The following is a 15877-nucleotide window of genomic DNA, read 5'->3' as shown; positions in this document are numbered from 1 at the left end:
CTCACCGGAGCCTGCTCGAGACGAGGACGGACACCAGGTGCAGGAGTGTCTGGAGGAGGGCGATCCCGGCGAGCACGGCGACGCCGAGCCGGGTGAAGAACAGGTCGCCCCGGATCGCGTCCAGGATCGCGAGGACCAGGATCAGCAGCGACGCCTCGATGCCGAGGATCAGCCGGTGGAACTTGAGCGCGGCCGCGGCCCGCCGGGCCAGCGCCATGCCGGAGGAGCGCGGCTCGGAGGCGGTCTCCTTCACCGGCGGCAGCCCGCCCTGGTGCCGGGCCACGCCGACGAGGTCGGTCTCCGCCTTGATCAGGATCGCGCCGAGGGCGGCGAGAGTGCCGAGGAACGCCCAGAGCCAGTCGACCCGGCCGCTGCCCCACAGGTCGGCGGCGCGCAGGCCGAGGCCGACCAGCACGGCCGTGTCGGTGAGGTAGGCGCCGACCCGGTCCAGATAGACGCCGCCCAGCGAGAACTGCTGCTTCCAGCGGGCGATCTCACCGTCGACGCAGTCCAGCAGCAGGTACAGCTGGACCATCACCACGCCGAGCACGGCTCCCGGGATGCCGGGAACCAGCAGGGCGGGGGCCGCGAGCACACCGCACACGGTCATCAGGTACGTGAGCTGGTTGGGGGTGACCTTGGTGTTCACGAGGTAGCGGTCGACCCGCAGCGACACCTCACGCATGTAGAGGCGTCCAGCCCAGTGCTCACCGCTGCGCCTGTCCTTGACCCCGGCGGGGTGGACGACGGGGCGGAGTTCAGCTACCGATGGCCTTGACATAGTCGGCGTAGGTGTCCTTGATCTGGTGGGTTTGCAGGTCGAGGTGTTCGAGGATCGTGTAGCGGCCCGGCCGGGTCCGAGGGGCGTACTCCACGACCCGGACGAATTCGTCCGGGGTGAAGCCGATCTCCTCCGGGAGCACCGGCAGTCCGTGCCGGCGCAGCACCTCGGCCATGTACGCCGACTCCTCGTGAGCGCCGCGCAGATACATCGCGAAGGCCGCGCCCAGTCCGCACTGCTCGCCGTGCGCGGCCGCGCGCTGGGGGAACAGCAGGTCGAAGGCGTGGTTGATCTCGTGGCAGGCGCCGGAGGAGGGGCGGGAGTCGCCGGAGACGGACATGGCGATCCCGCTGAGGACCAGGGCCTCGGCCAGCACCTGGAGGAAGTCGTTGTCGCCGATGCCGCCCGGGTGCCGCAGCACCGCCTCGCCGGCCTGGCGGGCCATCGCCGCGGCGAGTCCGTCGATCTTCTCGCCCTTGACGCGGTTCGCCAGCTCCCAGTCGGCGATCGCGGAGATGTTGGAGACCGCGTCGCCGATGCCGGCCCGCACGTAGCGGACCGGGGCCTCGCGGATGACGTCCAGGTCGATGACGACGGCGATCGGGTTGGGCACGCCGTACGAGCCGCGGCCCGCGTCGTTGTCGAGGGTCGCGACCGGGGAGCACAGGCCGTCGTGCGCGAGGTTCGTCGGGACGGCGACCAGGGGGAGGCCGACTCGGGCCGCGGCGAACTTGGCGCAGTCGATGATCTTGCCGCCGCCGAGCCCGACGAGGGCGTCGAAGTGGCCCGCCTTCATGTCGGCGGCCAGCCGCACGGCGTCGTCCAGCGTGCCGCCGTCCACCTCGTACCAGGTGGCGCCGGGCAGCTGCGGGGCGACGCGGTCGCGCAGCCGGGCGCCGGAGCCGCCGCTGACGGCGACGGCGAGCCTGCCCGAGTGCGATATCCGCTCGTCGGCGAGCACACCGGCGAGGTCGTCGAGGGCACCCGGGCGGATGTCGACGACTACCGGTGTCGGGACGAGCCTGGTCAGTACCGGCACGCGATCTCCCGTCCCCGGGCCAGATCGTCGTGGTTGTCGATCTCGACCCACGGCACGTCGCCGATCGGAGCCACGTCGATCTTGAAGCCTCGGTTCACGAGCTCCTGGTAGCCGTGCTCGTAGAACTGCTGGGGGTCGCTCTCCCAGACGGCGCGCAGGGCGTCCGCCAGTTCGGGAGCGGCGTCGCCCTCGATGAGGGTGACGCCGATGTACTCGCCGGTGGCCTCCGCCGGGTCCATCAGCTTGGTGATCTTCCGGACGCCCCGCTCGGGGTCGACGACGACCTTCATCTCCTCGTCGGCCAGCGACTTCACGGTGTCGACGGCGAGGATGATCCGCCGGCCCTCGCCGCGCGCGGCGAGCAGCGTCCGCTCCACGGAGACCGGGTGCACGGTGTCGCCGTTGGCGAGGATCACACCGTCCTTGAGCGCGTCGCGCCCGCACCACAGGGAGTAGGCGTTGTTCCACTCCTCGGCCTTGTCGTTGTCGATCAGCGTGAGCTTGAGGCCGTACTTCCGCTCCAGCTCGGCCCTGCGGGCGTACACGGCCTCCTTGCGGTAGCCGACGATGATCGCGGCCTCGCTCAGGCCGATCTCGGCGAAGTTGGCCAGGGTGAGGTCGAGCACCGTGGGACCGTCCTCGTCGCCCGCGGGCCCCACCGGCACCAGCGCCTTGGGCAGGGTGTCGGTGTAGGGGCGCAGACGCCGGCCGGCGCCGGCCGCCAGCACGAGGCCGATCATGCGGGTTCTCCTTCGTCGTGTACGGCGGGTGCGCCCTGTCGATGGGCGGACACCCAGAAGCGGATGCTCTCCAGGAGCACGAGCAGGGCGACGGCCACGGCGAGCGCCGTGAGCGCGACCGTGAACTGCGCGGCGCTCAGCGCCACGGCGAGGATCACGACCACCAGCGTCCGGCCCTCGTGCCCCCCGGTCGCCCGCACCAGCCACTGCGGGGGAGCACCCGCGTCGCCACGGATGCGGTAGACCGTGTCGTAGTGATGGTAGGCGACGGCCGCAACCAGTCCGAAAGCCGCGGGAAGTGCTCCGTTCACCTCTGATTCAGCTGCCAGGATCAGCACGGTCCCGTATTCGGCGGCCCGGAAGAAGGGCGGAACCAGCCAGTCCAGCGCGCCTTTCAGGGGGCGTGAGACGGCGGCCGCGGAGAGCGCGACGTACGCGAGCGCGGCGAGCAGCGTCGGCCAGGTCGCGCCCGCGAGTGCGGCGGAGGTCACCAGGAGGAGACCGCCGGCGGCGGCGCAGACCGGGGCCGCGGGCAGGCGCACCTTGCGTGTGAGAAGTTCCACCAGGGGGCCGCTGTCGGCCAGATCGGCCAGCGCCCGGGCCGCGCGGTCGGTCCGGCCGGCCTTGCGGGTCAGGGAGCGCAGGACGCGGCCCGCGGTGGTGTAGGCCGCGGCGAAGGCGCACCCGATGAGCAGCACGGTGAAGGTGACGCGCGGGGTCGTGACGGCAGTGAGCACCGCAATCAGCGCCCAGCGTTCGCCGATCGGCAGGACGATCATCCGGCGCAGCCACACCGTCCAGCCGACCCTGTCCAGTCTGTCGGACAGTGCGGCGGTGGGACTGGTGTCGGCCGTGCCCGCCGGATCTCCGGTGTTCGCCTCGTTGTAGGAGAAGTCGACGACGTGCCGGCAGGTCTGCAGGACCATCGCGCCCAGGGCGAGGGCCCAGACGTCGTCGCCGCCGCGTGCGGCGCCGAGGGCGAGGCCCGCGTAGTAGGCGTACTCCTTGGCGCGGTCGAAGGTGGCGTCCAGCCAGGCGCCGAGGGTGGAGTACTGCAGGGAGTAGCGGGCCAGCTGGCCGTCGGTGCAGTCGAGCACGAAGGACGCGATGAGGAGCACGCCCGCCGCGACGAACCCGCCGCGGGTGCCGGTGGCCGCGCAGCCCGCCGCGGCCAGGGCGGTGAGCAGGGAGGCGGTCGTGACCTGGTTGGGGGTCAGTCCGCGCCGGGCGCACCAGCGCGCTATGTAGCGGGAGTACGGGCTGACGAAGTGGGTGGTGAAGAAGCCGTCGCGTGCCTTGACCGCCGACTTCAGGCGTACGGCCTCGTCGTCGACGGCGGCGACCGCCTGCCTGGCCTCGTTGCGGGCCTGCGGGTCGGCGGGCACGGCCGCGACCAGGGTGCCGAGCTCGGGCCGGTGCACGTCCGTGTCCAGCGTGCCGGTTATCCGGTCGGCGAGGCTGTCGACCAGCAGTGTGCCCTGGGCGGAGGTCTGGCGGGCCAGCGCGCGCGCCAGGGCCTGACGGCCGGCGGGCTGGGCCGTGACGGCGCCGGGGATCGCGGCGAGCGGGAAGCGCGGGTCGGTGAGGCCGAGGCGCAGCGTGTGGAGATGGCCGACGAAACGGGCGTCGACCACGGCGACCCGCTGGTCACCCGGCACCTGGGCGAGAAGGGTCTCGGTCCCGGCCGGGTCGGCGGCTGTGCGCACCTCGAAGCCGAGAGACCGCAGATCGCCCTCGATCGACGATCCGGGGACCGGCTGACCGGTGACGATGGCGGTCGGCAACCGAACTCACTCCCTGGGGGCCGGCGTTTCCACGCCGGTCGCGTGCATGGTGGGGCGTCGTTGGGGGCAGGCGGAGCTGCACCGGCGGACGGCATGTCGGCAGAGGCTATCGGATGACGGGAAGCCGGTGTTCACCGGCCGTTAACGGTCCGGTCGACACCGTCTGCTGTCGCTCATCATCGGTGATGCCGGGTCCGGCGGACAAGATCGGACCGCCGCGGGCGGGCCGGCGGGGCGCACGGGACGCGTCGTCCGGCCGGGTCGGCCACCGGCCGGGACTAGGGTGGGCCACCATGACATGGCTGATCACCGGCGGTGCCGGATACATCGGGGCGCATGTGGCGCGGGTCATGGCGGAGGCCGGGGAGCGCGTCGTCGCACTGGACGACCTCTCGTCCGGGGTGCCCGCGCGGCTCCCGGCGGACGTTCCCCTGGTGCGGGGTTCGTCCGGGGACGCGGAGCTGCTGAAGCGGGTACTGGCCGAGCACGCGGTGACCGGGGTGGTGCATCTCGCGGCGCGCAAGCAGGTCGGCGAGTCCGTCGCCCAGCCGGCCCGCTACTACGAGGAGAACGTCGGCGGTCTCGCGATCCTGCTGGACGCGGTCGCCGGGGCCGGGATCGGGCGTTTCGTCTTCTCCTCCTCCGCGGCCGTCTACGGCAACCCCGATGTGGAACTCATCACGGAGGACACACCGTGCGCGCCGATGAGCCCCTACGGCGAGACGAAGCTCGCCGGTGAGTGGCTGGTGCGGGCGGCCGGGCGGGCGCACGGCATCGCCACGGCGTGCCTGCGCTACTTCAACGTGGCGGGCGCTGCCGCGCCCGAGCTGGCCGACACCGGCGTGTTCAACATCGTCCCCATGGTCTTCGACCGGCTGACGCGCGACGAGGCCCCGCGGATCTTCGGCGACGACTACCCGACGCCGGACGGCACCTGTGTGCGCGACTACATCCACGTGGCCGACCTCGCCGACGCGCACCTCGCGGCGGCCCGGCGGCTCTCGGCGCCCGAGGCGGCGGGCGACCTGACCGTGAACATCGGGCGCGGCGAGGGTGTGTCGGTGCGCGAACTGGTCACCCTGATCGGTGAGGTGACCGGCGACACGCGTGCGCCCGTCGTCGAACCGCGCCGGCCCGGGGACGCGGCGCGCGCCGTCGCCTCCGCCGCCCGGGCCAGGTCGGAGCTGGGCTGGACCGCCCGGCGCCCGGTACCCGAGATGGTGGAAACGGCCTGGCGGGGATGGCGGCTCCACCACGGCCGCTGAGCCCCTCGCCAATCACCGCGACGCCCTGACCTGCCCGTCGTTTCCGCAGGTCAGGGCATATGACAACGGTGTTCAGTGCCGCGTTGCCGGATACCCCCCACCCGTAGTTCACTGGGGTCCGGACCCGATCGCAGGAGGCGGCTTTCCATGGGGGCAGGGCACGATCACGGGCACGCGCACGGCGCGCGGGCCACCGGTACGGCCGCGGCCGCCTACCGCGGCAGGCTGCGGATCGCGCTGGGCATCACGCTCACCGTCATGGTGGTCGAGATCGTCGGCGGTGTGCTCGCGGACTCCCTCGCGCTGATCGCCGACGCCGCGCACATGGCGACCGACGCGCTCGGTCTCGGCATGGCGCTGCTGGCGATCCACTTCGCCAACCTGCCGGCCAGCGCCAACCGGACCTTCGGGTTCGCGCGCGCCGAGATCCTCGCCGCGCTCGCCAACTGTCTGCTGCTGCTCGGGGTCGGCGGCTATGTGCTCTACGAGGCGATCCAGCGGTTCATCACACCGGCCGCCACCGAGGGCGGGCTGACCCTCGTGTTCGGCGCGATCGGTCTGGTCGCGAACATGATCTCTCTCACGCTGCTCATGCGGGGCCAGAAGGAGAGCCTGAACGTGCACGGCGCGTTCCTGGAGGTGGCTGCGGACGCGCTGGGCTCGCTCGCGGTGCTGATCTCGGCCGCGGTGATCCTCACGACCGGCTGGCAGGCCGCCGACCCGATCGCCTCGCTGGCCATCGGCCTGATGATCGTGCCGCGCACGCTGAAGCTGCTGCGCGAGACGCTCGACGTGCTCCTGGAGTCGGCCCCCAAGGGCGTCGACATGGACGAGGTGCGCACCCACATGCTGGAGCTCGACGGCGTCGAGGACGTGCACGACCTGCACGCCTGGACCATCACGTCGGGCATGCCGGTGCTGTCCGCCCACGTCGTCGTCCGCTCCGAGGTCCTGAACGCGATAGGACACGAGAAGATCCTCCACGAGCTGCAGGGCTGCCTGGGCCACCACTTCGACGTGGCGCACTGCACGTTCCAGCTGGAACCGGGCGGTCACGCGGAACACGAGCCGGGACTGTGCCACTGAGCGCCCTGGCGGCGCACGGCGCGCCACCGCGCGCTCCCACCACTTCCCGCACAGCCCGTAGCGGATGGTTCCTTCTGCGTGAGCAGGGCACGATCACCTTCCGGGCCCCCTTCCGGCGCCGACGCGCCGGGAAGTGCCGGGAGTGCCGGATTCGTACGGCAGACTGGGGCGCGAGGAACGAGGCGAAGGATGGGTATGCCGATCACACCTGCCAACGCGACGACCAGCTCGTCGAACGGCACCGCGGAAGCGATCCTGCTGGAACTGGTCGACGAGAACGGCGTGACGATCGGCACCGAGGAGAAGCTCGCCGCCCATCAGCCACCGGGCCGGCTGCACCGGGCGTTCTCCGTGTTCCTGTTCGACGAATACGGCCGGCTGCTGCTCCAGCAGCGCGCCCTCGGCAAGTACCACTCCCCCGGCGTGTGGTCCAACACCTGCTGCGGCCACCCGTACCCCGGCGAGGCCCCCTTCGCGGCGGCGGCCAGGCGGACCTTCGAGGAGCTCGGTGTCTCCCCGTCGCTGCTCGCCGAGGCGGGCACCGTGCGCTACAACCACCCGGACCCCGCCTCGGGCCTGGTGGAGCAGGAGTACAACCACCTCTTCGTGGGTCTGGTGCAGGCACCGCTGCGGCCGGACCCGGAGGAGGTGCACGCCACGGCGTTCGTCACCCCCGCCGAACTGGCGGAGCGGCACGCCGAGGACACCTTCTCGGCCTGGTTCATGACGGTGCTGGACGCGGCCCGTCCGGCGATCAGGGAGCTGACGGGTCCGTCCGAGGGCTGGTGAGCCTCAGATCAGCCGTCCGGGGTCGAGCGGCAGGGCGGCCCAGATCACCTTGCCGCCGCTCGCGGTGTGCTCGACGTCGCACACGCCGCCCACCTCCCGGGTGATCTCCCGCACGAGCAGCAGTCCCCGGCCGCCGGTCCTGCCGTGGTCCGTCTCCAGGGCGATCGGGCGGTAGGGGTGGTTGTCCTCGACGGACACGCGTACCCACTCGGCGCCGACGGCGACCTCCACGGCGAGCATCGGCGAGAGCACCGCCGCGTGCCGCACGGCGTTCGTGACCAGCTCGGAGACGATCAGCAGCAGTCCCTGGAGCACGTCCTCGGTGACCGGCACCCGCTGACGCAGGAGCAGGTCCCGTACGGCGTGCCGGGCCTGCGGGACCGAGGCGTCGACCGCGGGGGCGGTGAACCGCCACACCCCCTCGTAGGGCAGTGGATCGCGCGTCCTCGGCTCGACGGGTGCGCCTGTGTCGCCTTCGGGGCGTGGGGCGTGCCCGCGCCCGTGGTCGTCCATGGTCCGGTCGCCACCCTTGTGCTCGATTGTCACCACACGTCGAGTGTTGGTACCGGACCTCGGCACACCGGAGAACTGAACAGAAGTCAGCGACTATCGAACGCTTCTGACCGTTGGCGTATGACCCCGTCAGATGTGTGACTGCATCCTGTCCCACCGCTGCCGACTTTACGAACTATTCGGCTTGTACGGGTTTCGTGGCCCCGCCCGGGGCGCCCTGGACGCCCCCGCCGTCACCGCCGGCGTCCTCCACCATGCCGACGACCCGGCGGCCGCCGAAGCCGGTGGCGATCAGGCCGAGGCCGTCGAAGAGCAGGGCCAGCGAGATGAACGTGCCGATGACGTACTGGCTGCTGCTCGGCCAGGAGCCCAGCACCGCGATGCCCAGCAGCAGGTCGAAGGCGCCCAGCAGCAGCGTCCAGCCGAACTGCGGGCCGCGCACCACCAGAGAGCCGACCAGCCGGAAGAGCCCGGCGGCGAGGAAGAGCAGGGCGGCGAACATGGCGAGGGCGTCGGCGGCGGCCTCGGGGCTCTTCAGCACCACGACACCCGCGGCGATGTTCAGGGCGGCGACGATCGCAGCGAGCCAGAAGAAGTTGCTGCCGCGTCCCTCGATCGCGTGCAGCAGACCCACCACGCCGCCGATCAGCAGCAGCCAGCCGAACAGCAGCATGGACGTCAGGGTGGCCACGCCGGTGTACACGAGGCCGACCAGGCCGGCGAGGACCAGCGGCACGCCCAGCGCGACCAGCCGGCCGAAGCCGCGCCGCAGCCTCGCCTTCCCGTCCTTCGTGGTCCGCGCCATCGGGCCGCCTCCTCTCACGGGTCCCCTGGTCGATGGTAGTGAGCGGGGTCACGGCTAGCATCCGGCACATGGAGCCCCAGCTGCTGCTCGACGTCGCCGACTCGGTCGCGACCGTGGTCATCGCCCATCCCGCCAAGCGGAACGCCATGACCGCCGCGATGTGGCGGGCGCTGCCCCCGCTGCTCGACACCCTGGCGGCCGACCCCGGGGTACGGGCCCTGGTGCTGACGGGCGAGGGAGACACGTTCTGCGCGGGCGCCGACATCTCCACCCTGCGGGCCTCCCCCGCCGAGGCGCAAGGGCTGTCCGTGCTGGCCGAGGAGGCGCTCGCCGCGTTCCCGAAGCCGACGCTGGCGGCGGTCCGCGGGCACTGCGTGGGCGGTGGGGCGCAGCTCGCGGCGGCCTGTGACCTGCGGTTCGCGGAGGAGGGCGCGCTGTTCGGGGTGACACCGGCGAAGCTGGGGATCGTGTATCCGTCCTCGGCGACCCGGCGGCTGGTGTCGCTGGTCGGTCCGGCGACGACCAAGTACCTGCTGTACTCCGGCGAGTTGATCGACACCGGCCGGGCGCTGCGCACCGGACTGGTCGACGAGGTACTGCCCGAGGGCGAACTCGGCAAGCGCGTCGCCGAGTTCACCCGCGTCCTGGTCTCCCGCTCGCAGCTGACCCAGGCGTCGGCCAAGGAGTTCGCCGACGGGCACACCGACCGGGACGCCCACTGGGCCGAGCACGCGCGCGGCAACGCCGACACGGCGGAGGGCGTCACCGCGTTCCTGGAGCGGCGGCAGCCGCGCTTCACCTGGACCGCGTCAGGCTGACGCGGCCTGCCCCCGGAACATCTCGACGAGGTGCGCGGGCGCCTTCAGCGGGGAGCCCGCGTCGTAGGGCGGCTGCGGGTCGTACTCCGTCATCAGCTGGACGGCCTGGGCGTGTTCGTCGCCGGCGATCCTGCCGAGCAGCGTCAGGCCCATGTCGATGCCCGAGGAGACACCGGCGGCGGTGACGTACTTGCCGTCGAGGACGACCCGCTCGCCCGTGGGTTCCACACCGAAGGGCCTCAGTTCGTCCAGGGTCAGCCAGTGGGAGGTCGCCCGGCGGCCCCGGAGGAGTCCGGCGGCGGCCAGGATCAGGGAGCCGGTGCACACGGACGTCGTCCAGGTGGTGCGGGTGTCGACGGTGCGCACCCAGTCCAGCAGGGTGCCGTTCGCCATCCGGGGTGCCGGTTCGGGGCCACCGGGCACCACCACGACGTCGGGGCTCGGCACGTCGGCCGGCGTCCGGTCGGCGGTGAGGGCGAGGTTGCCGGTGTCGGTGCGGACGGGGCCGGTGCGTTCGGCCACGAAGACCGTCTCCGCGTCCGGGAGCCGGCCGAGGGTCTCGTAGGGGCCCACGGCGTCCAGGGCCGTGAAACCCTCGTACGATCCCGTGCACACCGAGACGAGACGGGGGCGCGTGGCCCGTGCGCGCGCAGCCAGTCGGTCAGACGAGGCTCCGGCGCACGGGTGCCCTCGCCGCCGGGGACGACCAGGGTGTGCGGCTCGGGCGCGCCGGCAAGGGGCCCGTCCGGCACCAGGGTCAGTCCGCTGGAGGTGCGGACCGGGCCGCCGTCGAGGGAGGCGGTGCGTATCCGGTACGTCCCCGGCGTGTGGTGCTCGGCGCCCGCGAAGACCTCCGCGGGACCGGTGAGATCGAGGCTCCGCACGCCGTCGAAGAGGACGAACAGGACGGTTCGCTGCTCCATGGAGGCGATTCTTCGCCTGTCCTCGGGACGGCCGCAATGACGAGCTCCCCACCTTTCCTGCCATCGGCTCGACCGGCATGGGCCGCGACGGGCGAGGTACTCGGGGGCGAGGGACGGGCAAGGCCACCGACGAAAAGGGGACGGGTGACACCACCGGCGGAAGGGGAACGACGCGTTCCGCGCCCCCGGCGGATGTGCTGCGCCGGAGCTGCGGCGCCGTCGCCACGGTCGTGACGCCGCCGTTCCGGGCGGGGGCCGGCTCCTGGGCGGCGCCTGCGGGGCCGGACGGCCCGGCGCGCGCGGGGCCTGAGAACCGCCGCCCCGCCACTACCCGCCCTGCTCCCCTGTTGTCGGTGCCACCTGCCACAATTGCCGCGCAACCCGAAGTGGAGAAGGCGGTACGGGATCGTGACGACACCCCTCGTAGGGTCCATCGAAGGCAGGATCGCCGAGGAGCTCGGCGTACGGGAGCGGCAGGTCAAGGCTGCCGTGGAGCTGCTCGACGGCGGTTCCACGGTGCCCTTCATCGCCCGCTACCGCAAGGAAGCGACCGAGATGCTCGACGACGCGCAGCTGCGCACGCTCGAGGAGCGGCTGCGCTATCTGAGGGAGCTGGAGGAGCGGCGGACGGCGATCCTGGAGTCGGTGCGCGAGCAGGGCAAGCTCACCGATGAACTGCAGGCGCAGATCCGGGCCGCGGAGACCAAGGCGCGCCTGGAGGACATCTACCTGCCGTACAAGCCCAAGCGGCGCACCAAGGCGCAGATCGCCCGCGAGGCCGGTCTGGAGCCGCTGGCCGAGGGGCTGCTGGGCGACGCGTCCGTCGAGCCCCTCGCGGCGGCGGCCGCGTTCGTGGACGCGGACAAGGGCGTGGCCGACCCGCAGGCCGCCCTGGACGGCGCCCGGGCGATCCTCACCGAGCGGTTCTCGGAGGACGCCGACCTGATCGGTGAGCTGCGTGAGCGCATGTGGGTGCGCGGGCGGCTGGCCGCGAAGGTACGGGAGGGCAAGGAGGAGGCCGGCGCCAAGTTCGCGGACTACTTCGACTTCGCCGAGCCGTTCACCGAGCTGCCCTCGCACCGGATCCTCGCGATGCTGCGCGGCGAGAAGGAGGAGGTCCTCGATCTCGTCCTGGAGCCGGAGGAGGCGACGGAGGGGCCCTCGTCGTACGAGGGGATCATCGCCGGCCGGTTCGCGATCGCCGACCGCGGGCGCCCCGGCGACAAGTGGCTGACGGACACCGTCCGCTGGGCCTGGCGGACCCGTGTCCTGGTCCACCTCGGCATCGACCTGCGGCTGCGGCTGCGCACGGCCGCCGAGGACGAGGCGGTCGGCGTGTTCGCCGCGAACCTGCGGGACCTGCTGCTCGCCGCGCCGGCCGGTACGCGCGCCACGCTGGGCCTGGACCCCGGTTTCCGGACCGGCGTCAAGGTGGCCGTCGTGGACGCCACCGGCAAGGTCGTCGCGACCGACGTCATCCACCCGCACGTCCCGGCCAACAGGTGGGACGAGGCGATCGCCAAGCTGGCCCGGCTCGCCGCGGAGCACGCGGTCGAGCTGGTCGCGATCGGCAACGGCACGGCGTCCCGCGAGACCGACAAGCTCGCCGGTGAACTCATCACCAGGCACCCGGAGTTGAACCTCACCAAGGTGATGGTGTCCGAGGCGGGCGCGTCCGTGTACTCGGCCTCCGCCTTCGCCTCGCAGGAGCTGCCCGACATGGACGTGTCGCTGCGCGGCGCCGTGTCGATCGCGCGCCGGCTGCAGGACCCGCTCGCCGAGCTGGTGAAGATCGACCCGAAGTCGATCGGGGTCGGCCAGTACCAGCACGACCTGTCCGAGGTGAAGCTGTCGCGGTCGCTGGACGCGGTGGTCGAGGACTGTGTGAACGGCGTCGGTGTCGACGTCAACACCGCGTCCGCGCCGCTGCTCTCGCGCGTGTCGGGCATCTCGTCCGGGCTCGCGGAGAACATCGTGGCCCACCGGGACGCCAACGGCCCGTTCACGTCCCGCCCCGAGCTGAAGAAGGTGGCGCGGCTCGGGCCGAAGGCGTACGAGCAGTGCGCGGGCTTCCTGCGTATCCGGGGCGCCGACCCGCTGGACGCGTCCAGCGTGCACCCCGAGGCCTACCCCGTCGTCCGGCGGATGGTGAAGAGCACCGGACAGGAGGTGGCCGCGCTCGTCGGCAACACGAGTGTGCTGCGGTCGCTGAAGCCGCAGGACTTCGTGGACGAGACGTTCGGTCTGCCCACGGTCGGCGACATCCTCAGGGAGCTGGAGAAGCCGGGGCGTGACCCGCGCCCGGCGTTCAAGACGGCCACCTTCAAGGAGGGCGTCGAGAAGCTCGGCGACCTGGAGTCGGGCATGGTCCTGGAGGGCGTGGTCACCAACGTGGCCGCGTTCGGGGCGTTCGTGGACGTCGGCGTCCACCAGGACGGTCTGGTGCACGTGTCCGCGATGTCGAAGACGTTCGTCAAGGACCCGCGGGACGTCGTCAAGCCGGGTGACATCGTGAAGGTGAAGGTCCTCGACGTCGACATCCCGCGCAAGCGGATCTCCCTCACCCTGCGGCTGGACGACGAGGCGGCGCCCCAGGAGCGGGGCTCCGGCGAGCGCCGCCCGCAGCGGGGCGGCGGGCGCCCGCCGCAGCAGCGGCAGGGCGGTGGCAGTGGCGGCGGTGGCGGTGGCAGTGGCGGCGGTGGCGGTGGCGGTCGCCAGGGGGGCGGTGGTGCCCGCCAGGCACCGGCTCCGGCGAACAGTGCGATGGCCGACGCCCTGCGCCGCGCGGGCCTGCTCGACCCGAAGAAGGGCGGCCGGGGCTGAGCCGGGCGGCCCGGGCCCTCGCGCGTGCGCGGGCCCGGGCCGGGCCGGCCGCACGGTGGGTGCCGGCAGGACCACGGCGCCGACGCTGACCCTGGGACCTCGTGGCGAGGCATGGGGGGACCGATCCCGTCACTCCCGGGCGGCCGTCCGTCGGCGGGCGCCACCGCGGTCGCGAGGGGGCGGGCGGCCGGGCGGCATCCGGTCCGAACGGGGGCAGTGCGAGGGCGATCCGCGGCGGGTGCGTGCCCGGGAGCTCCCGTGGGTGGCGGACGCCGCACGAGGTCCCGGACGGAACAGCTAGCGCTCGCTCACCTTTCCGTCCGCGACCTCCAGCCGGCGGGTGACGTGGACCGCGTCCAGCATCCGACGGTCGTGGGTGACCAGCAGCAGCGTGCCCGTGTAGGCGTCGAGGGCCGACTCCAGTTGCTCGATGGCGGGCAGATCGAGGTGGTTGGTCGGCTCGTCGAGGACCAGCAGGTTGACGCCCCGGCCCTGGAGCAGGGCGAGGCCGGCGCGGGTGCGCTCGCCGGGCGAGAGGGTGGCCGCCGGACGGAGCACATGGTCCGCCTTCAGCCCGAACTTGGCCAGGAGGGTGCGCACTTCGGCCGGTTCGGTGTCGGGCACCGCCCGCTGGAACGCGTCGAGCAGGGACTCCGGGCCGTGGAACAGCTTGCGCGCCTGGTCGACCTCGCCGACCAGCACGCCCGAGCCGAGCACGGTGTGCCCCGCGTCGAGCGGGACGCGGCCGAGCAGCGCCCCGAGCAGCGTCGACTTGCCCGCTCCGTTCGCGCCGGTGACCGCGACCCGGTCCGCCCAGTCGATCTGGAGGGACACCGGTCCGAACGTGAAGTCGCCACGCCGGACCTCCGCGTCGCGCAGGGTCGCCACGACCGCGCCGGAGCGGGGCGCCGAGGCGATCTCCATGCGCAGCTCCCACTCCTTGCGGGGCTCCTCGACCACGTCCAGCCGCTCGATCATGCGCTGGGTCTGGCGGGCCTTCGCCGCCTGCTTCTCGCTGGCCTCGCTGCGGAACTTGCGGCCGATCTTGTCGTTGTCGTTGCCCGCCTTGCGCCGGGCGTTCTTCACGCCCTTGTCCATCCAGGACCGCTGCATCAGCGCCCGGTCCTGGAGGGCGGACTTCTTGTCGGCGTACTCCTCGTAGTCCTCGCGGGCGTGCCGGCGGGCGACGTCGCGCTCCTCCAGATAGGCCGCGTAGCCGCCGCCGTAGAGGTTGATCTGCTGCTGGGCGAGGTCGAGTTCGAGGACCTTGGTGACCGTGCGGGTCAGGAACTCGCGGTCGTGGCTGACGACGACCGTGCCGGCGCGCAGTCCGCCGACGAAGCGTTCGAGGCGCTCCAGGCCGTCGAGGTCGAGGTCGTTGGTGGGCTCGTCGAGCAGGAAGACGTCGTAGCGGGAGAGCAGTAGCGAGGCGAGGCCGGCGCGGGCCGCCTGGCCGCCGGAGAGGGACGTCATGGGCTGGTCGAGGCCGACGGCGAGGCCGAGCGTGTCGGCGACGTCCTCGGCGCGTTCGTCGAGGTCGGCGCCGCCGAGGCCGAGCCAGCGCTCCAGGGCGTCGGCGTAGGCGTCGTCCGCGCCGGGGGCTCCGTCGACCAGGGCCTGGGTGGCGGCGTCCATGGCGCGCTGGGCCTCGGCGACGCCGGTGCGGCGGGCCAGGAACTCGCGTACCGACTCACCGGGCCGCCGTTCCGGTTCCTGCGGCAGATGCCCGACGGTGGCGGTGGGCGGGGACAGGCGCAGCTCGCCCTGCTCCGGGGCGGCGAGTCCGGCGAGCATCCGCAGCAGCGTGGACTTGCCCGCTCCGTTGGCACCGACCAGTCCGATCACGTCGCCGGGCGCGACGACCAGGTCGAGGCCGGTGAAGAGCGCGCGGTCACCGTGGCCGGCGGCGAGGTTCTTGGCGACGAGGGTGGCAGTCATCAGACCGCCGATTCTAGTGCGCCGGAGCGGCACGTCCGCTCCTCGGTTCTCAGCGGGCCATCGCCTCCACCAGCACGCCTCCCGACGTCCTGGCCACCAGGTACGACTCGCCCTTCACGGCCTTCGCGGGGAGCGGGATGCGGTGCCGGCCCGGTTCCAGGACGCCGTCGAAGACCTCGTGGGTGCGGGTGCGGGAGAGCCGGTCGAGGCGGTACGCGGTGAGGCGGACCCGGCAGGCCGAGGTGACCTCGACTCCCGCCTCGACACCCGCCTCGACACCCGCCTCGACTCCCGCCTCGGCGTCGGCCACGGCCAGGTGGGTCAGGCGGCGCAGTGCCAGGGGGCCGCGGCGATCGTGCGGCGGTGCGCGGCGCTGCGGCCGGAGATCGCGGGGGCGAGGGTGCTGGAGCACCGGGTGGGGCTGCGGCCGGTGCGGGACGCCGTGCGGCTGGAGCGCGAAACGCTGCCGGACGGACGGGTGCTCGTGCACCACTACGGGCACGGGGGTGCGGGCGTCACCGTGGCGTGGGGGTGCGCGGAGGAGGCGGCCGGGCTGACCGCCTCCCCGTGACG

13 protein-coding genes and 3 pseudogenes are annotated in these 15877 nt (G+C 72.7%); 6 read left to right on the top strand and 10 right to left on the bottom strand.

The window, feature by feature from the left end; genetic code table 11:
* Position 1 precedes the first annotated feature (1 nt).
* Genes ACWCPM_RS26130 through ACWCPM_RS26115 form a run of 4 tightly spaced genes read right to left on the bottom strand, consistent with a single transcriptional unit; the run spans position 2 to position 4344 of the window.
* Positions 2 to 781, bottom strand: coding sequence for a CDP-alcohol phosphatidyltransferase family protein (locus ACWCPM_RS26130; RefSeq protein WP_450978699.1), 780 nt, complete (start codon positions 779 to 781; stop codon positions 2 to 4).
* Complete coding sequence (locus tag ACWCPM_RS26125; RefSeq protein WP_450978698.1) at positions 759 to 1820, bottom strand: iron-containing alcohol dehydrogenase family protein; 1062 nt, start codon at positions 1818 to 1820, stop codon at positions 759 to 761. The genes ACWCPM_RS26130 and ACWCPM_RS26125 overlap by 23 nt, the downstream gene beginning before the upstream one ends.
* Positions 1808 to 2560, bottom strand: a complete 753-nt coding sequence (locus ACWCPM_RS26120) for a phosphocholine cytidylyltransferase family protein (protein ID WP_450978697.1) — start codon at positions 2558 to 2560, stop codon at positions 1808 to 1810. Before ACWCPM_RS26120 ends, ACWCPM_RS26125 begins: the two co-directional genes overlap by 13 nt.
* The gene (locus tag ACWCPM_RS26115) at positions 2557 to 4344 is read right to left on the bottom strand and encodes a DUF5941 domain-containing protein (RefSeq protein ID WP_450978696.1); all 1788 of its coding nucleotides are present in this window, start codon (positions 4342 to 4344) and stop codon (positions 2557 to 2559) included. Before ACWCPM_RS26115 ends, ACWCPM_RS26120 begins: the two co-directional genes overlap by 4 nt.
* Before the next feature lie 293 nt (positions 4345 to 4637).
* Here ACWCPM_RS26115 and galE point away from each other — a divergent pair, with 293 nt between their 5' ends.
* From galE to idi, 3 genes are all read left to right on the top strand, one after another.
* A complete protein-coding gene (galE, locus tag ACWCPM_RS26110) occupies positions 4638 to 5609 on the top strand; it encodes a UDP-glucose 4-epimerase GalE (protein WP_450978695.1) in 972 nt (323 codons plus the stop codon).
* A gap of 147 nt (positions 5610 to 5756) precedes the next feature.
* A complete protein-coding gene (locus tag ACWCPM_RS26105) occupies positions 5757 to 6695 on the top strand; it encodes a cation diffusion facilitator family transporter (protein WP_450978694.1) in 939 nt (312 codons plus the stop codon).
* Positions 6696 to 6890: 195 nt separating this feature from the next.
* Positions 6891 to 7484 carry an isopentenyl-diphosphate Delta-isomerase gene (idi, locus tag ACWCPM_RS26100; RefSeq protein WP_450978693.1) on the top strand — a complete coding sequence of 198 codons (594 nt, stop codon included), beginning with the start codon at positions 6891 to 6893 and terminating at the stop codon, positions 7482 to 7484.
* Between the two features lie 3 nt (positions 7485 to 7487).
* On the opposite strand, the gene ACWCPM_RS26095 is transcribed toward idi, so the two are convergent.
* Together ACWCPM_RS26095 and ACWCPM_RS26090 are read right to left on the bottom strand one after the other, a co-directional pair.
* On the bottom strand, positions 7488 to 7997 hold the full coding sequence (locus ACWCPM_RS26095; protein ID WP_450978714.1) for an ATP-binding protein: 510 nt from the start codon (positions 7995 to 7997) through the stop codon (positions 7488 to 7490).
* Positions 7998 to 8172: 175 nt separating this feature from the next.
* A complete protein-coding gene (locus ACWCPM_RS26090; RefSeq protein WP_450978692.1) occupies positions 8173 to 8802 on the bottom strand; it encodes an HdeD family acid-resistance protein in 630 nt (209 codons plus the stop codon).
* A 68-nt stretch (positions 8803 to 8870) separates the two neighbouring features.
* Here ACWCPM_RS26090 and ACWCPM_RS26085 point away from each other — a divergent pair, with 68 nt between their 5' ends.
* Positions 8871 to 9620 carry an enoyl-CoA hydratase/isomerase family protein gene (locus ACWCPM_RS26085; RefSeq protein ID WP_450978691.1) on the top strand — a complete coding sequence of 250 codons (750 nt, stop codon included), beginning with the start codon at positions 8871 to 8873 and terminating at the stop codon, positions 9618 to 9620.
* On the opposite strand, the gene ACWCPM_RS26080 is transcribed toward ACWCPM_RS26085, so the two are convergent.
* Together ACWCPM_RS26080 and ACWCPM_RS26075 are read right to left on the bottom strand one after the other, a co-directional pair.
* Positions 9612 to 10235, bottom strand: coding sequence for a DJ-1/PfpI family protein (locus ACWCPM_RS26080; protein ID WP_450978713.1), 624 nt, complete (start codon positions 10233 to 10235; stop codon positions 9612 to 9614). The two genes, ACWCPM_RS26085 and ACWCPM_RS26080, sit on opposite strands and share 9 nt — an antisense overlap.
* Positions 10221 to 10543: pseudogene (locus ACWCPM_RS26075) on the bottom strand (DJ-1/PfpI family protein); the annotation flags it as partial. The gene ACWCPM_RS26080 and the pseudogene ACWCPM_RS26075, both read right to left, overlap by 15 nt.
* Before the next feature lie 408 nt (positions 10544 to 10951).
* On the opposite strand from ACWCPM_RS26075, the gene ACWCPM_RS26070 reads away from it, so the two are divergent.
* Entirely contained in the window at positions 10952 to 13366 is a 2415-nt protein-coding gene (locus ACWCPM_RS26070; protein ID WP_450978690.1) for a Tex family protein, read from the top strand.
* A 297-nt stretch (positions 13367 to 13663) separates the two neighbouring features.
* On the opposite strand, the gene ACWCPM_RS26065 is transcribed toward ACWCPM_RS26070, so the two are convergent.
* Both ACWCPM_RS26065 and ACWCPM_RS26060 read right to left on the bottom strand, forming a co-directional pair.
* Entirely contained in the window at positions 13664 to 15304 is a 1641-nt protein-coding gene (locus ACWCPM_RS26065) for an ABC-F family ATP-binding cassette domain-containing protein (protein ID WP_450978689.1), read from the bottom strand.
* 49 nt (positions 15305 to 15353) lie between these two features.
* Positions 15354 to 15653 (bottom strand): annotated as a pseudogene (locus tag ACWCPM_RS26060) (hypothetical protein); the annotation flags it as partial.
* On the opposite strand from ACWCPM_RS26060, the pseudogene ACWCPM_RS26055 reads away from it, so the two are divergent.
* Positions 15648 to 15875, top strand: a pseudogene (locus ACWCPM_RS26055) (FAD-dependent oxidoreductase); the annotation flags it as partial. The pseudogenes ACWCPM_RS26060 and ACWCPM_RS26055 sit on opposite strands and share 6 nt — an antisense overlap.
* Positions 15876 to 15877 lie beyond the last annotated feature (2 nt).

It is taken from the genome of Streptomyces sp. NPDC002309, from assembly GCF_053593375.1.
This window is presented reverse-complemented; position numbering and strand designations above follow the sequence as displayed.

Coding starts and splice junctions, on each gene's coding strand:
- ACWCPM_RS26090 (WP_450978692.1), bottom strand. CDS start 8,802: ATGGCGCGGACCACGAAGGACGGGAAGGCGAGGCTGCGGCGCGGCTTC.
- ACWCPM_RS26095 (WP_450978714.1), bottom strand. CDS start 7,997: ATGGACGACCACGGGCGCGGGCACGCCCCACGCCCCGAAGGCGACACA.
- ACWCPM_RS26065 (WP_450978689.1), bottom strand. CDS start 15,304: ATGACTGCCACCCTCGTCGCCAAGAACCTCGCCGCCGGCCACGGTGAC.
- ACWCPM_RS26105 (WP_450978694.1), top strand. CDS start 5,757: ATGGGGGCAGGGCACGATCACGGGCACGCGCACGGCGCGCGGGCCACC.
- idi (WP_450978693.1), top strand. CDS start 6,891: ATGCCGATCACACCTGCCAACGCGACGACCAGCTCGTCGAACGGCACC.
- galE (WP_450978695.1), top strand. CDS start 4,638: ATGACATGGCTGATCACCGGCGGTGCCGGATACATCGGGGCGCATGTG.
- ACWCPM_RS26130 (WP_450978699.1), bottom strand. CDS start 781: ATGTCAAGGCCATCGGTAGCTGAACTCCGCCCCGTCGTCCACCCCGCC.
- ACWCPM_RS26120 (WP_450978697.1), bottom strand. CDS start 2,560: ATGATCGGCCTCGTGCTGGCGGCCGGCGCCGGCCGGCGTCTGCGCCCC.
- ACWCPM_RS26085 (WP_450978691.1), top strand. CDS start 8,871: ATGGAGCCCCAGCTGCTGCTCGACGTCGCCGACTCGGTCGCGACCGTG.